This is a genomic window from Ruegeria sp. YKSD179 (assembly GCF_059612885.1).
Genome location: NZ_JBXWRL010000010.1, coordinates 71,959 through 92,417 on the forward strand (window position 1 = coordinate 71,959; position 20,459 = coordinate 92,417).

16 protein-coding genes and 1 pseudogene are annotated in these 20,459 nt (G+C 54.4%); 14 read left to right on the forward strand and 3 right to left on the reverse strand.

The features are described 5' to 3' along the window. Window positions 1–17 precede the first annotated feature (17 nt). The 5 genes from AC2FNE_RS08040 (at window position 18) to AC2FNE_RS08060 (ending at window position 5,179) form a co-directional block, all read left to right on the forward strand. Complete coding sequence (locus AC2FNE_RS08040; protein ID WP_209509453.1) at window positions 18–1,202, forward strand: tyrosine-type recombinase/integrase; 1,185 nt, start codon at window positions 18–20, stop codon at window positions 1,200–1,202. Beyond that, complete coding sequence (locus AC2FNE_RS08045) at window positions 1,202–2,086, forward strand: hypothetical protein (RefSeq protein ID WP_209509452.1); 885 nt, start codon at window positions 1,202–1,204, stop codon at window positions 2,084–2,086. Before AC2FNE_RS08040 ends, AC2FNE_RS08045 begins: the two co-directional genes overlap by 1 nt. Before the next feature lie 140 nt (window positions 2,087–2,226). Continuing rightward, the gene (locus tag AC2FNE_RS08050; RefSeq protein WP_209509451.1) at window positions 2,227–2,451 is read left to right on the forward strand and encodes a helix-turn-helix transcriptional regulator; all 225 of its coding nucleotides are present in this window, start codon (window positions 2,227–2,229) and stop codon (window positions 2,449–2,451) included. Further along, window positions 2,448–2,822, forward strand: a complete 375-nt coding sequence (locus AC2FNE_RS08055) for a hypothetical protein (RefSeq protein ID WP_496805142.1) — start codon at window positions 2,448–2,450, stop codon at window positions 2,820–2,822. The genes AC2FNE_RS08050 and AC2FNE_RS08055 overlap by 4 nt, the downstream gene beginning before the upstream one ends. Continuing rightward, window positions 2,819–5,179 (forward strand): phage/plasmid primase, P4 family, encoded by a 2,361-nt coding sequence (locus AC2FNE_RS08060; RefSeq protein ID WP_496805143.1) that lies wholly within the window; start codon window positions 2,819–2,821, stop codon window positions 5,177–5,179. The genes AC2FNE_RS08055 and AC2FNE_RS08060 overlap by 4 nt, the downstream gene beginning before the upstream one ends. A 240-nt stretch (window positions 5,180–5,419) precedes the next feature. Here AC2FNE_RS08060 and AC2FNE_RS08065 read toward each other — a convergent pair. Continuing rightward, window positions 5,420–6,204 (reverse strand): annotated as a pseudogene (locus tag AC2FNE_RS08065) (IS5 family transposase); the annotation flags it as partial. Window positions 6,205–6,371: 167 nt separating this feature from the next. Between AC2FNE_RS08065 and AC2FNE_RS08070 the strand changes: the two are divergent. The 5 genes from AC2FNE_RS08070 (at window position 6,372) to AC2FNE_RS08090 (ending at window position 11,933) form a co-directional block, all read left to right on the forward strand. Beyond that, on the forward strand, window positions 6,372–8,111 hold the full coding sequence (locus AC2FNE_RS08070; protein ID WP_496716031.1) for an amidohydrolase: 1,740 nt from the start codon (window positions 6,372–6,374) through the stop codon (window positions 8,109–8,111). Between the two features lie 158 nt (window positions 8,112–8,269). Next, window positions 8,270–8,659: a hypothetical protein gene (locus tag AC2FNE_RS08075; protein ID WP_496805144.1), complete on the forward strand. Its 390-nt coding sequence runs from the start codon at window positions 8,270–8,272 to the stop codon at window positions 8,657–8,659. Further along, a complete protein-coding gene (locus AC2FNE_RS08080) occupies window positions 8,649–8,918 on the forward strand; it encodes a hypothetical protein (RefSeq protein ID WP_171239094.1) in 270 nt (89 codons plus the stop codon). The genes AC2FNE_RS08075 and AC2FNE_RS08080 overlap by 11 nt, the downstream gene beginning before the upstream one ends. Before the next feature lie 347 nt (window positions 8,919–9,265). Further along, on the forward strand, window positions 9,266–11,128 hold the full coding sequence (locus AC2FNE_RS08085; RefSeq protein ID WP_050931066.1) for an adenylate/guanylate cyclase domain-containing protein: 1,863 nt from the start codon (window positions 9,266–9,268) through the stop codon (window positions 11,126–11,128). A gap of 172 nt (window positions 11,129–11,300) precedes the next feature. Further along, entirely contained in the window at window positions 11,301–11,933 is a 633-nt protein-coding gene (locus tag AC2FNE_RS08090) for a tyrosine-type recombinase/integrase (RefSeq protein WP_496805145.1), read from the forward strand. Between the two features lie 120 nt (window positions 11,934–12,053). Here the strand turns inward: AC2FNE_RS08090 and AC2FNE_RS08095 are convergent, their stop codons facing one another. Then, window positions 12,054–12,344: a DUF1330 domain-containing protein gene (locus AC2FNE_RS08095; protein ID WP_367879970.1), complete on the reverse strand. Its 291-nt coding sequence runs from the start codon at window positions 12,342–12,344 to the stop codon at window positions 12,054–12,056. Window positions 12,345–12,689: 345 nt separating this feature from the next. Here AC2FNE_RS08095 and AC2FNE_RS08100 point away from each other — a divergent pair, with 345 nt between their 5' ends. Continuing rightward, window positions 12,690–13,625, forward strand: coding sequence for an FUSC family protein (locus tag AC2FNE_RS08100; protein ID WP_496717086.1), 936 nt, complete (start codon window positions 12,690–12,692; stop codon window positions 13,623–13,625). A gap of 114 nt (window positions 13,626–13,739) precedes the next feature. On the opposite strand, the gene AC2FNE_RS08105 is transcribed toward AC2FNE_RS08100, so the two are convergent. Continuing rightward, window positions 13,740–14,012, reverse strand: a complete 273-nt coding sequence (locus tag AC2FNE_RS08105; protein WP_496717085.1) for a hypothetical protein — start codon at window positions 14,010–14,012, stop codon at window positions 13,740–13,742. A 338-nt stretch (window positions 14,013–14,350) separates the two neighbouring features. Here AC2FNE_RS08105 and AC2FNE_RS08110 point away from each other — a divergent pair, with 338 nt between their 5' ends. From AC2FNE_RS08110 to AC2FNE_RS08120, 3 genes are all read left to right on the forward strand, one after another. Next, window positions 14,351–16,453 (forward strand): alkyl/aryl-sulfatase, encoded by a 2,103-nt coding sequence (locus tag AC2FNE_RS08110; protein WP_496717084.1) that lies wholly within the window; start codon window positions 14,351–14,353, stop codon window positions 16,451–16,453. A gap of 497 nt (window positions 16,454–16,950) precedes the next feature. Next, window positions 16,951–18,075: an alpha/beta hydrolase gene (locus tag AC2FNE_RS08115; protein ID WP_170499405.1), complete on the forward strand. Its 1,125-nt coding sequence runs from the start codon at window positions 16,951–16,953 to the stop codon at window positions 18,073–18,075. Between the two features lie 511 nt (window positions 18,076–18,586). Beyond that, window positions 18,587–20,164: an adenylate/guanylate cyclase domain-containing protein gene (locus AC2FNE_RS08120; RefSeq protein ID WP_496805146.1), complete on the forward strand. Its 1,578-nt coding sequence runs from the start codon at window positions 18,587–18,589 to the stop codon at window positions 20,162–20,164. The last annotated feature ends 295 nt before the right edge of the window (window positions 20,165–20,459 follow it).

Consider the following 20,459-nt stretch of genomic DNA (forward strand, 5'->3'; position numbering starts at 1 on the left):
AATAACGGCGAGGTTTGATGGCTAAGCGATTAACTGCGCGATCAATAGAGAGCCTGGGGCCTGGACGCTACTCAGATGGAACTGGCATCGGCCTGATGCTTTGGGTCTCTGATACTGGCGCGCGCTCTTGGGTTCAGAGACTCCGGGTGCATGGACGACGCAGAGATATGGGCTTGGGTTCATATCCGCTGGTAACGCTGGCCGAAGCTCGCGATTTGGCCCAAGCAAACAAAAAAGCGGCTGTACAAGGTCGCGATCCGTTCTCAGAAAAGAGACGCTTAAAAAAAGAAGCTGCACGGCGATTGACTTTTGCGGAGGCGGCGGAGCGCACGCGAGACGAACTTGCTCCGACCTGGCGAGGAAAGAAGGAACCGCAAGCGTTTCTTTCCTCTCTGAAGACTTATGCGTTTCCATATTTTGGTAACACCGCAGTCGTCGAAATAACATCTGCCGATATACGGCGCGCGGTTCTGGCCTGCCGTGCAAAGGTGCCGAACTTGAGCGTCAAGGTACAGCATCGCATCCTCAGCGTGTTCAGATGGTCTATTGCCGAAGGATTGCGCGAGACAAACCCGGCCACGAGCGAGGCGTTGGCTTTGCCCAAGATGGAACGTAAGCAAAAAAACAACCGTGCATTGCCATACTCCGAAGTTCGCGACGCAATTGAGACTATCAAAGCTTCCGGTGCTTGGGCTTCGACCAAACTTGCAATCGAGTTTACGGTGTTGACGGCTGCGAGATCCGGTGAAGTCCGCGGTGCTGTTTGGGACGAGATCGATATGTCATTCGCAGTTTGGACCATCCCTGCTGAGCGAATGAAAATGAATCGCGAACACAGGGTTCCGCTTTCTGGTCGCGCACTGGAAGTTCTAAAAGAAGCCGAATCTCTTCGAGATGCTTCCGGTCTAGTCTTTCCCTCCGTTCGCGGCAAACAACTCAGCGATATGACGCTTTCGAAACTTGTCAAAGAACTTGGTATCAAAAGCACGGTACACGGTTTCCGCTCATCGTTCAGGACGTGGGCTCAAGAGCGGACAAACGTGCCGGGTGAGGTTGCGGAGGCTGCGCTGGCGCATGTTAAGGCCGATAAGGTGGAAGCCGCGTATGCTCGTTCCGATCTCTTTGAAAAGAGACGAAAACTAATGAAGAGTTGGGCTGCTTTCCTTTCCGAAGACAGTGCCAAAGTTGCGAGGATCGGCTGATGCGAGTTTATGTTGAAGCTAAGCTTCCCGAGTTGTGTCTTCCAATTGAGGCTGTGTTTTGGCTCGCGTTCGGGCGCGCTCCAGAAATACACTTGGATGAATGGGGTTACGGCATTGATATGGAAGAGCCGGTAGACTATCGGCTGAGCCCCAACGTCGTCGGTGATACGTACCCTGATGTTGACGAGTTTCCATTGCCAGAAGAACTCGCTGCAACAGGCCATCCCGTTGACGAAGCGAAGTATCTCTTAGGCGTCCGCCCAGAGCGCGCGGCCAGCTGGATAGACAACGAAGTAGAAAAGGAAGCCATGTCTTATGCGAAAGAAATGCAAAAACTTGTCTCGCCGCTGTTGGACGAGTGTAAAGCGGAAGTATTCCTCGCTTTGCGCAATGGCAAACTAAGAGGGCGAGCATTTCGTTGGGCAGACGAAGAAGCACGTTCGCATTTCTTTGAAGACATACCTGCCGATTATTGGACCCTGAGTTTGCTAGTAGACGAGCCTGCACGTTTTGACGACGCTCGCGAGGGTTATGCCTGCATTTATGTGCTGTTCGAAGATGTGCTCTCGACTTTTCCAACGCCTAAAGGCGTTACAAACCCCGAAACTGGAGAACGCACTGTTTTCAGCACCGTACTCGATGAAAAGATATCACCAGAAGTCAAGTCTTCTAAGCCAAGGGGAGCGCCTCAAAAAGGAGACGGGATAGCGAAAGCGGCGGTTCGAGCAGAAATGTCACGGCTATCGGACGAGGGCAGATTATCGGGAAAGAAAGAGGCCGACATACAGTACGCTATCGAGTGGTCAGAAAAAAACCTCTCTGTTTCGGTAAGCCGGTCAAGTATGCAGCGTTGGATTGGCGACATATTGGGCACGCGCCCATAAATAATGCTCATAATTCTCCGCGGAACTTCGCGTCGTTGCGGGCTTTCTAACGCCAATTTTGGGCCGTCATTCGTTTGAACGGCCGTCGATTTTAGTATCAATGGTTCAGCATGTTCCGCAGCAACACAAGGACATGCGACATGGCACAGAGCAGTACACAGACACACGAGCGCTTCCAGCGCCGTCCGATGGTGGAGGAAATGACGGGTCTTTCCCGGTCTTCCATCTACGCCAAAATGGATCCGCGCAACCCGCATCATGACCCTGACTTTCCAAAGCCGGTTCGGCTCGGGAAGAGAGCCGTCGCATGGCGCGAAAGCGAGGTTCTTGCCTGGATGAATGGCCGCGAGAGTACTGCGGCATGAGATATCAATCTGACAATCCGCTCCTCGAAGTCTCTCCGTATGCAAGCGACGGCGGCCAGTTGATTGGCCGCGATCCACGAGACATACCGGCTGAGGACTATGTCGACAGACTGTTCCTTTTCGGACTTCAGGCAATAAGGGCCAAATGCCTGGATTGCGCCCTCGATCCAAAAGAGGTGCGCAAATGCGTGCAGACAAATTGCCCGCTTTGGGATTTGCGGATGGGGTGCGTCCCCAAGGCCTACAGAAAAGCCGCCATTAGGGAGAAAATGTCTGCTAATCCGTCCGCGGCTACTACCCTAGCCGAAGAAGCCCAGGCTGAACAAAATCCGGACGATGAGGCGGAAAATGATGCGGAGCGCGCGATATGACCGCCATTATGCCTCTTGCTCGACAGCCCGAACCAGCTGGGAACCACTTGCTCGCCAGAAAGCTCGCGGAAGCCGGTCTGCCCGTGTTTCCTTGTCTGGAAGAAGATCGCGGCGCAAAAAAAGCTAAGGCGCCTTACACGTCGCACGGCTTCAAGGATGCGACGACCGACTTCGCCACCATTGATCGATGGTGGCAACTCCATCCGGGCGCAGTCGTCGGTTTGCCGACCGGGAGTGTTTCAGGGTTGTCTGTCGTTGATGGCGACATTGACAAGGAAACCGGGGAAGCCAGCGGCGAAGACCAGATCGAGCAATTGTCACTGTCGCACCCGGATGCTGTGAAGGTACGCACGCAATCGGGTGGCGTACAGTTGATCTTCAAGCATATCGAGGGCGTGCCCACGTCCAGCAAGAAAGCGGCCAGCCATGTCGATACGCGCGGCGATGGCGGATACATCATCGCACCCGGTTCGATCATGGCTAACGGAGCGACTTACGCCTATGAGGGCCGAAACCTATCGGCCGCCTTTGAGGCCCAAGACCTGCCCGGCTTTCCGCTCGAGGCATATTTTAAAGCTGTTTCCGTAAAGGACACAGCAAAATATGCTCAAACGTCATTGACGCCAAAAGTCGAAGTCATTGATTTCAGCCAGGCCCAAGCGACGGATGACGAAACTCTTGAAGCAATGCGAGAGTTGCTCGCGGCGGCCCCGAACACTCTGATCCGAGAAGACTGGGTAAAGCTTGCCGTCTCGTTGCGTGTAGGTTTCGGCGAAACGCTGCGCGATGACTTCATCGACTTTTCAATGAAGTATGTCGGTGGCGATTGCGCTGCCAGGGACGCAGCCAAAGTTTGGAATTCATCCGGCAACCCGCACAAAATCACCTCCATCGCACCCGCTCTGGCCTTGCTGAAACAGGCAGTCGGTGAGGCGCAAAACAAAGCGATCTGGCGCAGCGTTCTTAGCAAACGGTCTCCAGTGTCGTCTGGCGGCATGCCGCGATCCGATGCGATTGAATCCGTCGACCTGAGCCATGATGCCCTCGCCATCGCACTTGGAGAGAGCGGATGGAATGAGGATGCGCGTTACGTTGCAGCCTGGAACAAGTGGCTGTTTTGGACTGGCACGCATTGGGCGATCGACGATCGCCTGCAGTACATGACGTTGACGCGTAAATTCTTGCGGCAACGTGCGGCAGAGCTGATCGAGCAAGCCAAGGATGATGGTCAATCCAAGAGGGCGGAAAAACAGGCCGATATCATTCGTGGGAAAACCACTGTTGCCGCGGTCGCGGACTTCGCCCGCTCAAACTCGGCAAGCGCGGCCAGCCCCGACGATTTCGACGGAAACCGAATGCTCCTCGGCACGCCGGGCGGAACCGTCGACTTACGCACCGGTGAAATGCGCGCAGCACGCCGGGATGACATGATCACGAAACAGACCGCCGTTGAACCAGCTCCCGCCGGTATAGAACCGTCGCTTTGGTTGCAGTTTTTGCGTGACGTCTTTGATGGCGACGCGGAAGTGATCTCTTTCATACAGCGTGCGGCTGGTTACGCGCTGACAGGCATGACCAGCGAGCATAAGATGTTGTTTCTCTACGGCACCGGTCGAAACGGCAAATCTGTCTTCCTCAACACGCTCTTCGATCTTTTCGGCGACTACGCGCGTCGCGCTCCGGCGTCGATCTTCCTCAACTCCAAGTTTGAGCAACACTCCACTGGTATTGCCGGTTTGCAGGGTGCGCGCCTCGTCGTCGGCTCCGAACTGCCTAAGGGTAAAAGCTGGGATGAAGCGACAATCAAAGATTTGACCGGTGGCGACAAGCTGACGGCGCGCCTGATGAAGCAGGATTATCTCGACTTCGAACCGCAGTTGACGCTCTTCATTGCCGGAAACAATATGCCATCCTTCGCAGGTATCGACGAAGCGATCCGCGCCCGGGTCGCACTGGTGCCGTTCACTGTGACGATCCCGCCCGAAAAGCGCGATAAGACGCTGCCGGATAAACTGCGCGCAGAAGCGCCCGCCATTCTGCGGTGGGCGATCGACGGAGCGCTGCAATGGCAGAAGAGTGGGTTGGACGTACCGGCCAGCATTACCGCGGCATCCAACGCGTATTTCCACGACGAGGACATTCTCGGCCAGTTCCTCGAAGACGAGACCGCAGCCGACACGGGCAATTTCGTCACAACCAGTACCTTGCATCATCGCTTCGGACAGTGGTGCGAACAGCAAGGACTGCAGCCCTGGACACAACGCACGCTGCAAAAGGAGATGAAGAGCCGGCAATTTGTCACCACGCGGCGCAACACCGGGCGCGGGTTTCTGCACCTCAAATTGAAGCTTGGGTGACGAAAGTGACGGAAGTGACGCTTTTCCCTTTATGCGACGTACGCGCGAGACTCCGAAAGACTCTCAGATACGTCCCACATAGGAAGAAGCGTCACTTCCGTCACTTTTGCCAAACATTGGAGAATGGACGATGAGTGAAATTGAAAAAGACAAACGACCTGAACACGATCTGTTCACCTTCCGCCAAGACGAAGACGGCGGATTGCATGTGACGCAGCACGGGGAAGATGCCCTAGGTCGTGTTGACAAAAGACGGACCCAGAGGCGGATGGATGTTATGTCTATGAAGCCCAGGAAGCTTTCGGCGGTTTTGTCGTAACGGGTGGCGACGCGGCGAGCGTTTTTCAGCTTGTTGAAGCATCGCTCGACCAGGTTGCGCAAAGAATAGAGCAAATGATCGACACCAACACGCATTTTGCGTGATTTGCGCATTGGAATTTGGGTGATTACGTCCCGTGCCTCCATCTTTTTCCGAATGCTGTCAGCATCATAACCTCTGTCTGCCAAAAGGACGCTTGGCTCTGGCAGATTGTCGGCCATGACCAGATCGAACCCCAAGTAATCGGATGTCTGGCCGGGCGTTATCTCAGTCCTCATAGGCAGTCCGGCAGCATTGACGAGGAGATGGATCTTGGTCGTGAAGCCACCGCGAGAACGGCCAAAACCCTGTCGCGGAGTCCCCCTTTAGCGCCCGCTGCCTGATGGTGCGCGCGAACGACTGTGCTGTCGATCATTTGCAGGGCGTCTGGCACGGCCCCACTCTGGTTCAAGGCGTCCATGATGTCTTCCCAAAGTCCCGCCAACGTCCAGCGCCGGAATTGCCGGTAGACGCTCGACCATTTGCCGAACTCCTCAGGCAGGTCTCGCCACGGCGCGCCGGTGCGGGCAATCCAGAAAATTCCATCAAGAACAACACGGTGGTTGGTCGGCTTGCGCCCATTAGGCGCGCGGACAGCGAGAATAAACCGTTCAAAGAACGCCCACTCCTCGTCCGACATCAGGTCTCGTGCCAAGCTGGTCTCCATCGCAGATACCAGCTTGAATCACGCCTAACGCACTGTGTGAATCCCTTTTGTCAAAACGACCTAGGTCGCCAATGTATTCCATGAACATTCAAGTTTTTTTTGGGGGGGGACCATGGAAAAACAGAAACCTTTGATTAAGGTGAACTTGCAAACAGGGGAGAAACAAGATGAAGTTGATTATGGCCAGTTTCCTGGCACTAAGCGCGAGCGTTGCTCATGCCCAGGATGCCGCAGACCTGGTTTTGAAAAATGCTTTCGTCCTGACAATGGACAAAGAAAATCCCGAGGCGCAAGCCGTTGCCGTACGAGGCAATCAGATCGTGTATGTTGGCGACGTGAACGGCGCGGAAAGCTTGACTGGCGAGAACACCGAAGTCCTTGACCTGACCGGCAAGATGGTGCTCCCCGGCTATGTCAGCGCCCACGACCATGTTCTTGGCTCCGCGTGGTCGACACTAGGCGTCGATCTGAATGCGGCAAAAGACAAAGAAGAAACATTGCAGATGCTGCGGGACTACGTGGCGGAAAACCCGGATCTGCCGATCGTTGTCGGCCAAGGATACAATGCAACCCTTATGGGTGGGGCGCCGACTGCCGCTGAGTTGGATGAAATCATCCCCGACAAGATCGCGATTATCATCGACTTCACCATTCACGATGCCTGGCTGAACACCAAGGCGCTCGAAGCAGGAAACATCACCAAAGATACGCCGGACCCGGTGCCAGGGGTTACTTACTGGATCAGGGATGACGACGGAAACCCATTGGGCGTCGGGAAGGAAGGTTCGTGGTTCCCTGTCTATACGAAAGTCGCTTGGGAACCCGAGCGAATGATCGAGGAAAGCCGCGAAAAACTTCAGCCACAAGTGGTCGCAGGCGGCACAACAACAGCACTGATTCCTGGTGTTGTCACTCCGAATTTCACAAACGCACCTGGCATGTTTGATGATCTGGAAATTTCCATGAAGGTGCTTGAGAAAGCTCTCGCCGACGGTGATTTGCCGGTGCGAACATTTGTTCAACCGGCCTACAAGGACGCGACCGCCGATCCTGTTGAATTTGCGGCACGGGCACGTGCAATGGCCGACAGGTACAACGGCGACTTGTTTCGCGTACATGGCATCAAATTACACCCCGAAGGGACGTGGAGTGCCGGCGCGGTTCTGATGCTGGAGCCGTTCGAGGGAACAGACAATATAGGCATTTCGGCAGTGAAGCCGGATCAGATGAAAGAGGTTGTCAAAGCCGCAAACGACCAAGGCCTAGATGTTTTTGCCCATGTTGAAGGGTCGGGCACTGTGCGTGGAATGATTGACGCGATCCTTGCGTCACGCGATTCCGGCAACACGAACGAGCGCAACGCACTGCATCACTTTCAGATCGTGCACCCTGATGACCAGCAGCGCATGATTGATAACAATATCCCAGTCAACATCACCCCGATTTTTTCGGTGGATTGGGCTGGGCAGGATCAGGACTTTCTCAGCATGTTGGGTGACACGCGGACGAACGAGCGTGTTTCTCAATACAAGCCACTGGCCGATGCCGGGGTCAGTGTCAGCCTTGCAGGAGATTATCCGTCCGCGCCGATGTCAACCAACAGCATGCTTTACCAGATTTATACTGCGGTTTCTTTCAAAAATCCCCTGGATCCCGAGAACTCTAAGAAGTTCCCAAATGGAGCTGAACCGCTGGACCTGATGCAGGCAATTGAGGCTGTAACAATTAACCCTGCATGGCAACTAAGAATGGAAGACAAGCTTGGCTCTCTGGAAGTCGGCAAATTGGCAGATATTGTGATCTTGGATCGGAACATTCTGGATTTGGACAATCCCGAAGAGCTCCTGAAAACAAAAGTTCAAGCAACGATCATGGATGGCCAATTCCGTTATCGTAATGGGCTGTGAGTGGGCTGCCAGAACTAGGATCAAAAGGCGTCTCGTGCCAAGCTGGTCTCCATCGCAGATACCAGCTTGAACCACGCCTATCGCCGAGTGTGAATCCCTTTTGTCAACACGACCTAACCAAGATCTTTGGCAGTGACAGCCCTGCCGTGAATGAGGGCTTGTTCCTGCAGGCCTATAAAACGCTCAAACCTTCTGAAGTTGAAGATGGATCAGAGGACATGCGGGGCTTCATGCCTGCGATCGTCAGAGAGATCGCGCCGCGTGACGGCGTCGAGCGCATCTTGGCGGTGCAGATGGCAACAACGCACGTGGCAATGATCCGGCAAGGCGGCCGCATGGCGAATGCCGAGCAACTCCCTCAGTTCGAGGCGCACGAACGGGCGTACAACAAACTGGCCCGAACCTACACGTCTCAGGTTGAAGCCTTGCGCAAATACCGAAATGGCGGAAAGCAGACAGTCACCGTGCAGCACGTCAACGTCGAAGATGGCGGGCAGGCCATTGTCGGAAACGTCGAGGCCAGGGGGAGGGTCGCGCATGAAAAGTGACGACAACCCCATGAGCAGGGCGCACGCAGCTCCGAGATGCACTGCGAAATCAAAACGAACTGGAGAGCGCTGCAAAGGCCCGGCCGTGAAAGGGTGGACGGTGTGCAGGTTCCACGGTGCCCGCGGCGGTCATGGCCCCGGTAAAGCCAACCCGGCTTACAGGCACGGCATGCGGACGCGGGAATGGCAAGAAATGCGCAAGGCGATCAACGATCTGGTGCGGATGGAAAGGGAGATCGAGGATTTGATGTCCGATTGATTGCGATCTCTCAATGGCGGCTTAGCGTTCCAAACCAGTCATCTGACAAAATGACTCAGGTGACTGCTTCGAGCCCTTTCCGGAACTGACCCAGCCGAAGCCCTCGCAAATACAGCATAAACGCATCCGGTCCTGACCACTGCGGCGCAGAAGGAAGAGCTGCCATTCGTGACCGGTGCGGCGAGATCTCAGCCCCCATTGTCCGGGTTGCGGACGAAGCGGTCCACGAATTGCCTGCTTTGGAGCAGGCTCTTGCGTGCAGAGATGTGATGCGACGCAAAACGACTGCTTTCATTCTGGCATGGCCAGACTGCGTGGGTTAGCCTTCGTACCCAAGGGAAGTGAGAATGGAACGCAGGCTTTCGGCAATTCTCGCGGCGGATGTCGTCGGCTACACGCGCTTGATGGGCGCGGACGAAACGGGCGTATTGACCGCGCTGCGTTCACATATCGAGGACCTTATCGCTCCACTGGTTTCTGAACATGGCGGGCGCATCGTCAAGCTGATGGGTGACGGTCTTCTGGTCGAATTTCCAAGTGCCGTAAGCGCTCTGCAATGCGCAGTTGGAATCCAGAGCGGGATGGAAAATCGCAATGCCGGGACCGCGCAGCAGCAGCGCATCGATTTCCGCATCGGCATCAATATCGGCGATGTGATCGTTGAGGGCGACGACATTTATGGCGACGGCGTGAATATTGCGGCACGTATTGAAAGCCTCTCAGAGCCCGGTGGGATACTTCTTTCCCAAAGCGCCCATGATCAGGTCAAGGGAAAGGTGAATGGCCAATTTCGCGACCTTGGACTGCAAACGCTGAAGAATGTTGCTGATCCCATACGGGTCTTCAGTTTTCAAACTGGTGGCGTAGTCAGGAAGCGACCGACCCTACTCAGAAGACATCTGGCACGCCGCATCGGTCTGGTATCCGCGGTTCTGATCTTGATCGCGATCACCGGCGTTGGAATATGGTGGTATCGAGATGACGCTTCTTTTGGGGGGCGTGCGGATTTTCAGCTACCCGACCGGCCCTCAATCGCGGTTCTGCCTTTCGAAACATTCCGAGATGACGAAGACTATCGCTATCTCGCCGATGGCATGTCCGAAGACATCATTACGCAGCTTGCGCGCAATGCCGAGCTTACAGTGATGGCGCGGTCAGCATCATTTGCTGTCGCAGAGAAAACGAGTGACGCCGCCGAGATTGCGCGAGAACTTGGCGTTTACTACTTACTCACAGGCAGTGTCCGGCGCAGCGGCGATCACCTCAGGATCACAACACAGCTGGTCGACGGGAAAAGTGGGAGGAATGTTTGGGCTGAGGCCTATGAGAGCACAGCGGAAACCGTATTCGATACGCAGGACGACATCGTCGAACGGATTGTAGGTTCTCTTTTCTCCGAAGTTCGCGAAATCGAAAAGGGCGAAATTCTGAGGCGACCGCCGGAAACCTTGGACGTCTATGAACTCGCTTTGCGTGGCGTCGCGCGGAAGCATCGGCTGAACCCTGTAGATTCGGAATTGGCGAGACAAGATCTTTCTCGCGCGATCGAACTGGACCCGGACTACGCACCGGCTTGGCTATACCTGGGTTGGGTGGAAGGGATAGCCATTGCCTTCGGTTGGGCTTCGGACCTCGGACCAGCCGATCTGTCATCGGCGATTGCAAAGATCGAGAAGGCCATTGAAATCGACCCGACTCTGGCGACCGCATTTCAGGCACTTGGTATACTTCGGTCTTGGGTTGGCGATACTGAAGGCGCGCTTCAAGCCGCGAGAAGGTCGGTGGAACTCGGGCCGGGAGATGCAGACAACATCCTGTTTCTGGGCCGTGCATATGCCAATATCGGTGAGTTCGACAAAGCGGTCGAAACAGCGCGGAAAGCTTTCGAGCTGAACCCGATCAGACCTAGTTACTATGATGCTGCGATGAGTCGCGCGTTGTGGGGACAGGGTGAATACGATGCATCTCTAGAGGCCGCGAGCGACTGTCTTGCCAAGACGCCGGGTTATTCAGCCTGTCAAGTATTCCAGGTCGCCAGCAACATCGCACTCAACAAGCCAGATAGCGCGTCTGAAGCGGTTCGAAGGCTCACTGAATTGTACCCAACTATGACAATCGGTGTTGCTGTAACTGGTATGGGCTACGCTGGTGATCAGTCTGCAAATGCAAGGCTTGCCGAGCAACTGAAAGCCGCTGGACTGCCAGATTAAGTAAAGGCATCGCTCCGACAAAGGCCGCTTTGGGCTCGAAGCGGACTACGCGCCGCAGAAATGCTGGTCGAGCCTTTGGTTCCCAAAGCGGTCCTTGGTCGAGAGACAGTAGATTGTCGACGTCGGCGCGGTGCTGACGCCAGGAGCGGGAGGGCCGGATGGAGACCCCATCATGTCCAGAATCCAGCTCCCGGCAACGCGACCCGTACGCCCGGCATGGAACAAGGGCCGACTTATCGGCCAGAAGCGACCGCTCCTGCCCAAGCAGGTTTGGGCCATTCGAGCCAGGCTTGAACTTGCCAATAACCTACGGGACCTGGCGCTGTTCAACCTTGCAATCGACAGCAAGCTCCGCGGGTGTGACCTCGTTCGTCTGCGCGTCAGTGACCTCGTCGTTGGCGGCTCAGTCCGAGACCGCGTGTCGGTCATACAGAGTAAGACGGGCAGGCCCGTTCAGTTCGAAGTCTCCGGGAATACGCGAAGCTCGGTTCTTGAATGGGTCATGTCGCCCCCGATGATCGGTTGCGGCGTCCTGTTTCCGAGCAGGTTCCACGGCTCGCCCCATCTCTCCACTCGACAGTACGCCCGTCTTGTGAGGGACTGGGTGTCTGCGATCGGTCTCGATCCAAATGCCTATGGGACGCATTCCCTGCGGAGGACAAAGGCCGCGTTGATCTACCGGAAGACAGGCAACTTGCGCGCGGTCCAGCTTCTGCTCGGTCACACCAAGGTGGACAGCACGGTCAGGTACCTCGGCGTCGAACTCGACGACGCGCTGAGCATCGCAGAGAAGATCGAAATCTGAGAAAGTGGCGGGCGGCAGCGGTCGTCCGCCATTTCAAACCGGACTGCGATCACCTCTAGCGGGAGCGGCGGCTCCGAGCCCGAAGCCGACAAAGAGCGGTGGAAAAGGGGTACCCCGCTACTACGCGTCGTCGCCTTCGATAACGCGCATATCACGCAAAACGCCCAGGCGAGGTAGGATGGCCTGATACGTTGGGTCCTCGTAGGCAGCTATTGCTGCATCCGTGCTTTCGAACTCGATGATTATGGCGCGTTCATACTGACCGGCCTCGAATGTCTTTACAGGCATACCTCTGGCGATAAATCGCCCGCCCAAGGCCTCGATTGCTCGCCTCGCGTCGGCTGCATAGGACGCGAGATTTTTCTCGGTCGGCGGGGTTCTGTAGCAAACTACCAAGTATCCTTTGGGCAAGTTTCATCCTTTCAGCGTGTGGTTTCGCTGATTTTTCCTACACAGGTGAACTTGCGATCGCAATCGGCAGATCCGTCCCGCATGTGAGACATCAATCAGCCGCGCGGCAAACGACCGGTTCGGATCTGCTCTATCCATGCTTGCTCGAACGACCGCTTTCGGGAGATCGAGCTGCGCCGCAGCGACGAAAAAGATGATAGGCAGTAATCTGGGTGACTGGCCATGCCGCGGGCGCATCGGTCCGGATTGTCCGCAAAGCAGATGTTGAGCAGATTCCACGAAATGTCCGCTCCGAGCCCAAAGCGGTCACTTGCAAACGCTCCCGATGTAACGCTTATTTAAGTAATGAACTCGCAACAGAAGCCGTTTGTTCCGTGGTCGCAGATAACGCAGTTAGTGGCACTTGGAACGCCAGTTTTTTTGCTTTCTGTTTTGCTCGATCTGCCGCACGCAGTTGGAATGATCGCTTTCGCTGCCGGGCTATTGGCTACCGTTTTCTGCAACCGAAAATGGGGTTTGATTTCTGTTGCGTTAACGGCGGTGGCATATCCGGTTGCGGCTTTGACAGGAACTACGGGTGTTTTTATCGTAGGAGCTCTTCTTGCGATCGGAAGTATGCTGGCATTGCGTCAAGCCGGGGCCAGAGCTGTCGGCTATGCTGCGTTCGGCTGGTCCTATCTAGTATTCTCTGAAACAACGCATCCAGATGCGTCAACTATGACGTACTATGTTTTTGGAGCGCTTTGGGGTGTAACCTCTGCTAGGCTGGTGGGAATAGAGGCACTAATGGCACCCAAAGGTCCGGACTTGGGGCTCCCACCTTTCGCTGTAAGATGTGCGATAGTCATTGGCTTCTTGGCTTCGCTGGTACTAGCGAAGTTTCTGCCGATAGAACGTTCCTATTGGGTTCCGTTCGTTTATTTGAGCGTACTCATAGCAAACGGCACGAACGGGTTGAGCATGTCTTTATCGAGGATGACCGGCGTTGTTTTGGGTGTTGCGGGTGTCCTTTTACTCTCTTGGTTCGAGCCTCCACGCTGGTTCGAATTCGGTCTCGCGACGGTTGGTTTTGTATTGGCGATGAGGATCATTTTGGCATTCCCTATACTTAGCCGTGCCTGCATGACGGCAGCAATTGTCCTAATGCTGATTTCTGTTGAACCCGATGCTGCCGCTTCAAGGCTATTGGCTGAAGTGGTTAGTGTTTTGGTTTTGTTGCTGCTCGCGGGTTCCATCAGTTTCTTTGCACCAGAGGAGGAAGCGACGGGCGATCAGACCTAGGCCAGATTAATTCTCCAATGAGGCATTGGTCTAATGAGCCCTCGTCGACATAAAGCTGTCATAGGACCGCTCAGGGTCCATATTCTACTTTTTCGTAACAACTAGACTTGTGCGTCAGGGATCAGTTCGCCGACGCTGAACAAGACCAGAAATGACACCAACTATTAGACCAAACGCTAATGCACTCGGCATTTTCAGGCTCCAATCTGCCGACAAGAGATTGCCCTCGGGGAGCCAGTAGGCAAAGAACGCGCAAAGCGCGACAGCATAAACCAATGCCGAAAACCCATATGACGCGTTGCGTCTTCCAAAGTTTTTTACGATCGAGTGCGATCCAAAAACTGCGGGCAGGCCAACAAGAATTGCCGCAAAAACAAAATTTAACATTTCTACCCCCTGAGCGGCATTAACCCGAACTGGGTAGACAATCCTTACAATAACAATGGGTTTCAGTAAATCGCGGTCAGTTCCTTGTCTCGGCTGACCATGGCACTGGGCACTACACGGCTATGCTAGGTTGCGGTGTATGCCTCGCAAAAAGCAGCTGAAGAACTGACGAGAGGGAGAGACGGTAAATTTCGCGCGACTCGTGCTCGTCGAACTAAATGAACTTCTCACAAACCCGACAGACCCGCTAAAGCGAAAAAGAGACTGAGATCCGACGGTTCTGCGTTATGGTCGAGCGACACCTAGACCCAAAAAAGTATGAACAGGGAGGCGAAGCCATGACAACGCGACGAGATTTCATGAAGTCTGTTCCAGCTGCTGGAGCTGCATTCGCGGTGGCGGCGCATATAGCGCTTGACGATTCTCCGGCCTTTGCCCAATCGGCTTCCACCCCGCCAGATGGGCACTTTCATCCCAAAGGAAAGGCGCCTTCCGGGCACACACTCAAGGTTCTGGCCGAGGCGCGCGAGAAGCTACCCTTTTCGGACACGCGGGACTTCGATGAGAATGCCAAAGGCCTTATCGCCGAAATGCCCGAGAAGAAGATCTTGACCGATACCGGCAATGTCGCCTGGGACATGGAAAGCTTTGACTTCTTCAACGAAGACGTCGACTGGCCAAGCATCCACCCCTCGCTACAGCGGATCTCGCGTCTGAACCAGAACTACGGGCTCTACGAGGTGATCCCGGGCATCTATCAGGTGCGCGGTTTCGATTTATCTCAGATGACATTGGTGCGCGGTAAGACAGGTTGGATCGTCTTTGATACCCTAATAAGCTCCGAGACCGCGCGAGCGGCCTGGGATTTGTTCCAGCAGCACGTGGGCGAGGGACTTCCGATTACCGCCGTGATTCACTCGCACAGCCACGGCGATCACTGGGGCGGCGTGCGGGGTATCGTGGACGAAGCGGATGTGCGCGCCGGCAAGATCGAGATCATTGTTCCGCGCGACTTCATGGAGTTTACGATCTCCGAAAATGTCTATGCCGGCAACGCCATGAACCGTCGGCTTTCCTATCAGTACGGCCAGCAGTTGCCGATCAGCCCCTACGGTTTCGCGGGACAAGGCCTGGGCCACCGGGTGTCGTTTGGAGAAGTTGGGCTGATCTCGCCGACCAAGGTCGTCGAGGAGGACATAGAGTATCTCGAGGTCGACGGCATTCGAATGGTGTTCCAGAATACGCCTAACACCGAAGCGCCCTCCGAGATGAACACCTACATTCCAGAGATGAGGGCACTATGGATGGCCGAAAATGTTAACGCGACGCTGCACAATATCTACACAATGCGAGGTGCAGAGGTTCGTGATGCGCTGATCTGGTCGAAGTACATTGCCCAAGCGCTTTATCTCTTCGGCACCGAAGCCGACGTAATGTTTACAGCGCACCACTGGCCCCGCTGGGGCAATGACCGAGTACAGGAAGTTCTTCGGGCACAACGCGATCTCTATGCGCACATGAACAACCAGGTGTTGCATCTTGCTAACCAGGGCGTGACGATCAACCAAATCCACAATGTGTATAAGTTGCCTGAAAGTCTGGAGCAAAAATGGTATTGCCGCGGTTATCATGGTACCGCGCGCCACAATAGCCGTGGAGTTATCCAGAAGTACCTTGGGTTCTGGGATGCTAATCCTGCAACGCTGGTGCCGCCTTCTCCCGAAGACTCGGCACCTCTCTTTGTCGAGATGATGGGCGGCGGCGCGGCGATTCTAGCAAAAGGCAAGGAATTGCACGACACAGGTGAGTACCTGATGGCCGTCGAGATTCTGAACAAGCTCTTCCTCGCAGAGAACGACAATCAGGAGGCGCGAGATCTGCTGGCCGATTGCTATGAGCAGCTTGGTTACCAGGATGAGAACCCGGGTATTCGCAATTGCTACCTCGCAGGCGCCTATGAACTTCGCTCTGGGATCTCAGATGCGCCGGTCGTAAAGGGCTCTAGCCCTGACGTGATAAGGGCGATGTCCACAGAACTATTCCTCAACTTCCTCGGCATCCGCATGGACAGTAGCAAAGCCGAAGGCATGAAATTCACCATCAATATGATCACTCCGGACAATGGTGAGAAGTTCATAGTTGAGATGGAGAATGCGACACTAACAAATATCGAAGGCTTCCTGGCTGACGACCCTGATCTGACGCTAACAATCAACCGCGCGGATCTCGAGCGTACGATGGGCGGCGAAGTCACTTTGGATGCTCAGATTGCCGACGGCACCGCCACGGTGGAGGGTGACGTGGAAGTTCTTGCGCAACTAGCCTCGACCATGGTTGATTTCGATCCCTTGTTCGAGCTCTTGCCGGGAACCGCGACAGCGCACGAGGTCGAACAGGCAAATGCCTACGAGGCTGTGCCAGGAGCGCCGATCGCCGAGTGACGCGACTATCGAGACGGTGCGTACCGATATGCAATTGACAGCTTTGTCCGCAAAGCGGAACTTGCGCAAGTATTCCGGAGCGACCGCTTTCGGCATAAGCAGACATTCAAGTCCACGAAATCGGTCCTTCTGTGTACGATGTCTGCTTTCAACAGGACCGGACGTTCGGCAAAATTGGGTCAACTTCCGGTATGCGGACTTTCCAGACCTTCGTTCTGGTTGGCCCGACGGCGGCTTCTGGCCCGAACCCGACCTTTTTGCCGGTCGCGGTGAATTTACACTTTTGAGCCTTAGATGACCAATATTTTGCGTTGGCAACCGTGTATCGAAATCCCTGAAAATAGCGACAAAAGGACTTAATAACAAATATCGATTCATTGGATTTGAGTGCTGTGATCGAGATCAATAGCTTCAAGCTTCTATTGGGCTATACATAGGGTGTCAGCTCGTGAAGCCTTGTTTGCCCGTGATAACTAGAATTTGGGAAGATTATGTTTATGAATCATTTTGGTGTCGTTGTGGATTGGTTTCGAGGTTTTCTCACTGTTCTTTTGATAACTGGTGCGCTTACGTCTTGTTCCCGTTCCCCAGAACTGGTTGGTATCGACAACTCCAAGATCCCTGCCGTTTCTGTCACGGAGGCAACGCGGCAAAAGATTTTCATCACCACCACAAGGCAAGCGACAGAGGTTGTTGGAGCATTCTACTCTGGCCAAAGAGCTCCAGAACTGGGATTAGCATCGGTTGTAGTATCGATACCACCTAATCATGTTTCAGGAGAGTTAGAGCGTTCCAAGAGGATGCCGCCGGACCCAAGAACTGAATTTGCGGTCATCGAACCGACAGTCTATCAAACCGACGATGCATTCATCAGGTCCCTGAATGGAGCGCTCGCCAAGTTGCCACCCGGTGATCGCGACATTCTGTTCTTTGTGCATGGCTACAACAACACTATCAGCGATTCGATCCTTAGGCTGGCCCAGTTTGTAGAAGACACGGACTTTAAAGGCGTGCCTGTCTTGTTCTCCTGGGCGTCTGCAGCACAACCGGTCAAGTACGTGTATGATCTGAACAGCGCTCTTGCCGCGCGTCCGCAGTTCCTGAAGGCCGCAGACATACTTGTCAGAACCAAGGCAAATGGCGCTGACATATTCGCACACTCGATGGGCTCGATGTTGTTAATGGAAGCAATCGTCTTTGCCGAACGGGCGGGCAAGTTCAACTCCACGGGTCGCCTCAAATCCGTCATGATGGCATCTCCGGACATAGATATTGATGTGTTCCGGTCTCAATTGGGCATGATAGACGGAGACCGCACCAAATTGTTTGTCCTGACATCCAAGGATGATAACGCCCTTGGGTTTTCTCGCAGGATTTCGGGTGGGATTAGCAGGGTGGGAGCGTCCGACTCAGCCGAACTTGCCGAGCTTGGAGTGACTGTGATCGACCTGAGCAATATTGATGACTCCAAATCTGGCAGCCATTCGAAATTCGCAGGATCACCGGAAGTCGTACAATTGATTGGCCAGGGTCTGAACAGTTCCAGCCGCTTTGGGAGCAAGTCAAATCATCCCCTTGAAAATATGATCTCTGGCCTGCCCATCCTAGTTGTATCAAACTAAAGGCCGATGCCTCTTGATGTTTCGGGGAAGTATCAAAGTACATTTGGGCTACGCAGCCGGTTTCAACCAATAGACAGAAAAATCGTTTACGCGCCCAATGCCCCCGTTGAATACCTAAATGCTAAGACCCTAAAAATTACGTTCAGCCACCTTTACTTCCACCTATAGCAAGGCTGCGCAAACCGCCTTTTGCGACCAATGCTGCGCCCGAACACTATGTCTGCATTGGGCTCAAGGCAGTCATCCGACCTTTTTACTCAGATGACTGTAATGTCACGCTAAGCGGTCATTGGAGGTGCGCATTCCGAGGAATTTCACCCGAAGGTCTGCTTTTACTAGCACCCGACATTCGCGAAATTTTGCTGAACGGCAACCAAGCTGCCGGATGCTGACGTAGCAAGATTTGCTTCGCTACTGACGCCCGGGCACTGTGAGCCCATTTGGAGGTTTTTCTCGTTCACGGCATACTGTCGGCTCAACGTCTGTTTTTTGCACGGCGAGGAGCCTTGGAATGACGGTCAAAAAGTCGGCGGACCTGAAGTGGTTTGCATTGCTCTCGCGGATTGCGAACGGGATTGGACAAATAGCAGCGCCAATTGGCGCCAAGTTGCCAGTCGCGTTTCTGATTGTCGTTTGCTTCATGGTCGCACTTGCTCTGACGGGCATGGCAGAACTGCGCAAGGCAAACGATCGAGCGGATCAGCTATTGGAGGATCAGATTCGGATCAGCACTTTGCTGGCAGTTCAACGCAGTATTCTGACCGTGAAACTGGTTGGCGCAGACGCAATACTGAATTTTGGCAACGCGGCGGAAAACGAAAAGCTGGGGAAGAAGCTTTATGACGAAGTATACCTTTTCAGAGCAGGTGCTTCACAAACAGGCAACCCCAATAGGGCGACGCACTTTCTGACGCCACAATATGAGAAAGAATTCATTGCCAATGAACGACGAATTGAAGCTGCCGCATCAAAAATACGTACTCATCTAAAGGAAGGTAACGCTGTCGCTGCAAAAGCAGTTTACGACACGGAATTTTCTAACGCTGTTGGCGAACTGGATCGAATAATTTTCTCCATTTACTTCAATGTACGGGAAAGGATGCAAGACAGCACCGAGGAAAATAATAGGGCCTATGAGCGTGCTCAGACATTGTTGGTGGGGGCATCCGGCTTCGCCATTGTTTTGGCATTGCTTCTTGGTTTTGCGATTTCAAGATCGATCACAAATCCTCTCGATCGAATACGTGTTGCACTTTCCCGGTTATCGGTCGGAAACTTCGAAACGCGTGTTAACGTCGCCAACCGCGACGAACTTGGTGAGTTGGCGGGTCACGTAAATGGAACAAGTCAAAAGTTGGGTGAGCTTTATTCCGCGATTGAGGCTCAAAAAGTCGAGTTGGCCAGTCTTAATTCGGCGCTTGAAGACAAGGTTCAAACCCAGGTCAAGGAGATCGAACGCACCAACCGTCTGAGAAGGTTTCTTCCGGCACAGGTGGCTGAGATGATCGTCGGGGCACCGGACGAGCAGAATATTCTGCGCACGCAGCGATCGGAGATAACTGTGTTGTTCGCCGATTTGCGTGGCTTCACCGCCTATTCTAATGCGGCAACGCCGGATCAGGTCGTTGACGCGTTGAACTGTTTTCATGGTACCTGCGGCCCTCTGATCGAAGCAAGCGGAGGCACGCTGGAGCGTTTTTTGGGTGACGGATTGATGGTCCTGTTCGGAGCCCCGGTTGCTATGGAAAACGCCGCTCAGCGCGCAGTAGACCTCGCTCTTGAATTGCGCTCAGCGGTCCAGTCCTCATTGTCGGGGTTCAAGTCCGGTTTGGAGAAACGAAGCTTGGGTATCGGGATAGGCGTTGGTACTGGCGCTGCCACAATGGGCCAAATCGGATTTGAAGGTCGACGGGACTATTCGGCCATAGGTCCGGCACCGAACCTTGCCGAACGCTTATGCGACGTGGCAGAGGACGGTCAAATTTTGATTTCTCATGCGACCGCTTGGCAAGTCGACGCCGCAATGGAGCCGACTGGTCCATTTGATCTGAAGGGAGTCGGGCCAGCTATCGCTGCTTTCAAGGTGTGAAACGCTGTAGAAAGATCGCAAGTGCCATCGTCTCCTTCGGGCTCGCAACAGTCATTCGCTGCACTTTGCCTGAATGTCGGCTTTCGGCCGAAGCGATCAAACTGCTTGCTGTTTCTGACTGACTGCTCTGCGGACTTTCCCGCCGTTCGGCTTTCGAAACCCAGTGGCTGGAATCTGCGGTTCGCGACTGCGGCCTGAATAGCGTGGAGAGGCTTCCAGCTGTTTTGTGCAGACGCAACAGAACTCGGGGCAGGCACAAGGAGCGGTCCTTCAACCATGCGATATTCGTCTGAAT

Excerpts from the sequence above, each read along its gene's own strand:
- AC2FNE_RS08090 (WP_496805145.1), top strand. The coding sequence starts at position 11,301 with ATGTCCAGAATCCAGCTCCCGGCAACGCGACCCGTACGCCCGGCATGG.
- AC2FNE_RS08040 (WP_209509453.1), top strand. The coding sequence starts at position 18 with ATGGCTAAGCGATTAACTGCGCGATCAATAGAGAGCCTGGGGCCTGGA.
- AC2FNE_RS08100 (WP_496717086.1), top strand. The coding sequence starts at position 12,690 with ATGAACTCGCAACAGAAGCCGTTTGTTCCGTGGTCGCAGATAACGCAG.
- AC2FNE_RS08085 (WP_050931066.1), top strand. The coding sequence starts at position 9,266 with ATGGAACGCAGGCTTTCGGCAATTCTCGCGGCGGATGTCGTCGGCTAC.
- AC2FNE_RS08080 (WP_171239094.1), top strand. The coding sequence starts at position 8,649 with ATGAAAAGTGACGACAACCCCATGAGCAGGGCGCACGCAGCTCCGAGA.
- AC2FNE_RS08120 (WP_496805146.1), top strand. The coding sequence starts at position 18,587 with ATGACGGTCAAAAAGTCGGCGGACCTGAAGTGGTTTGCATTGCTCTCG.
- AC2FNE_RS08070 (WP_496716031.1), top strand. The coding sequence starts at position 6,372 with ATGAAGTTGATTATGGCCAGTTTCCTGGCACTAAGCGCGAGCGTTGCT.
- AC2FNE_RS08045 (WP_209509452.1), top strand. The coding sequence starts at position 1,202 with ATGCGAGTTTATGTTGAAGCTAAGCTTCCCGAGTTGTGTCTTCCAATT.
- AC2FNE_RS08115 (WP_170499405.1), top strand. The coding sequence starts at position 16,951 with ATGAATCATTTTGGTGTCGTTGTGGATTGGTTTCGAGGTTTTCTCACT.
- AC2FNE_RS08110 (WP_496717084.1), top strand. The coding sequence starts at position 14,351 with ATGACAACGCGACGAGATTTCATGAAGTCTGTTCCAGCTGCTGGAGCT.
- AC2FNE_RS08060 (WP_496805143.1), top strand. The coding sequence starts at position 2,819 with ATGACCGCCATTATGCCTCTTGCTCGACAGCCCGAACCAGCTGGGAAC.
- AC2FNE_RS08055 (WP_496805142.1), top strand. The coding sequence starts at position 2,448 with ATGAGATATCAATCTGACAATCCGCTCCTCGAAGTCTCTCCGTATGCA.
- AC2FNE_RS08105 (WP_496717085.1), bottom strand. The coding sequence starts at position 14,012 with ATGTTAAATTTTGTTTTTGCGGCAATTCTTGTTGGCCTGCCCGCAGTT.
- AC2FNE_RS08050 (WP_209509451.1), top strand. The coding sequence starts at position 2,227 with ATGGCACAGAGCAGTACACAGACACACGAGCGCTTCCAGCGCCGTCCG.